Annotated in this window: 1 protein-coding gene; it reads left to right on the top strand. The window is 37.7% G+C overall.

The genetic code is table 11. From position 1 onward, the window contains the following. On the top strand, positions 1 to 247 hold a 247-nt coding region (locus KVT11_RS20345; protein WP_483297937.1), incomplete at both ends, for an MBL fold metallo-hydrolase.

Raw genomic sequence — 247 nt, 5'->3', positions numbered from 1 at the left:
ACATTTTATCCAGGGAAGGGACATACAGAAGATAATATTGTTGTTTGGTTGCCACAATATCAAATTTTAGCTGGAGGCTGTTTAGTTAAATCTGCGTCCTCGAAAGATTTAGGAAACGTTGCTGATGCGTATGTAAATGAATGGTCCACATCGATTGAAAATGTGCTGAAGCGATATGGAAATATAAATTTAGTAGTGCCTGGTCATGGAGAAGTAGGGGATAGAGGATTACTTTTACATACATTGG

The sequence above is a fragment of the Bacillus sp. GbtcB10 genome (assembly GCF_019091365.1).
GTDB lineage: Bacteria > Bacillota > Bacilli > Bacillales > Bacillaceae > Bacillus > Bacillus altitudinis.
Note: the sequence above shows the minus strand (reverse complement) of the source record. Positions and strands in the feature narration are given on the sequence as shown.